Source organism: Microcystis aeruginosa NIES-4325 (genome assembly GCF_008974145.1).
GTDB lineage: Bacteria > Cyanobacteriota > Cyanobacteriia > Cyanobacteriales > Microcystaceae > Microcystis > Microcystis aeruginosa_G.
The window spans coordinates 1-294 of sequence record NZ_BJKP01000141.1; the positions used below are offsets into that span (position 1 = coordinate 1).

Consider the following 294-nt stretch of genomic DNA (forward strand, 5'->3'; position numbering starts at 1 on the left):
CGGTTCCATTAGTAGCTGTTCCCCCAACTGTATAGTTAGCGGTTAAGGCGCTGGTAGTAGAACCGGTACGAGTAAAGGTATAGACTAAGTTAGTTGTCCCATCTTCTGTCACACTACTGGGAGCAACAGCAAGAGTAATACTGGGGAAATCATCATTGGTAATTGTCCCCGTCACTGCGGTAGTTGTCCCAACTGTATAACCTGTCCCAGAAGTAAGAGTTAAAATAACAGTTTCATCACTTTCTACTGTTGTGTCAGCAGTGGGGTCAACGGTTACAGTCGCAGTGGATGAAC

1 pseudogene is annotated in these 294 nt (G+C 45.6%); it reads right to left on the bottom strand.

The features are described from left to right. A pseudogene (locus MiAbW_RS19375) lies at positions 1–294 on the bottom strand (beta strand repeat-containing protein); the annotation flags it as partial.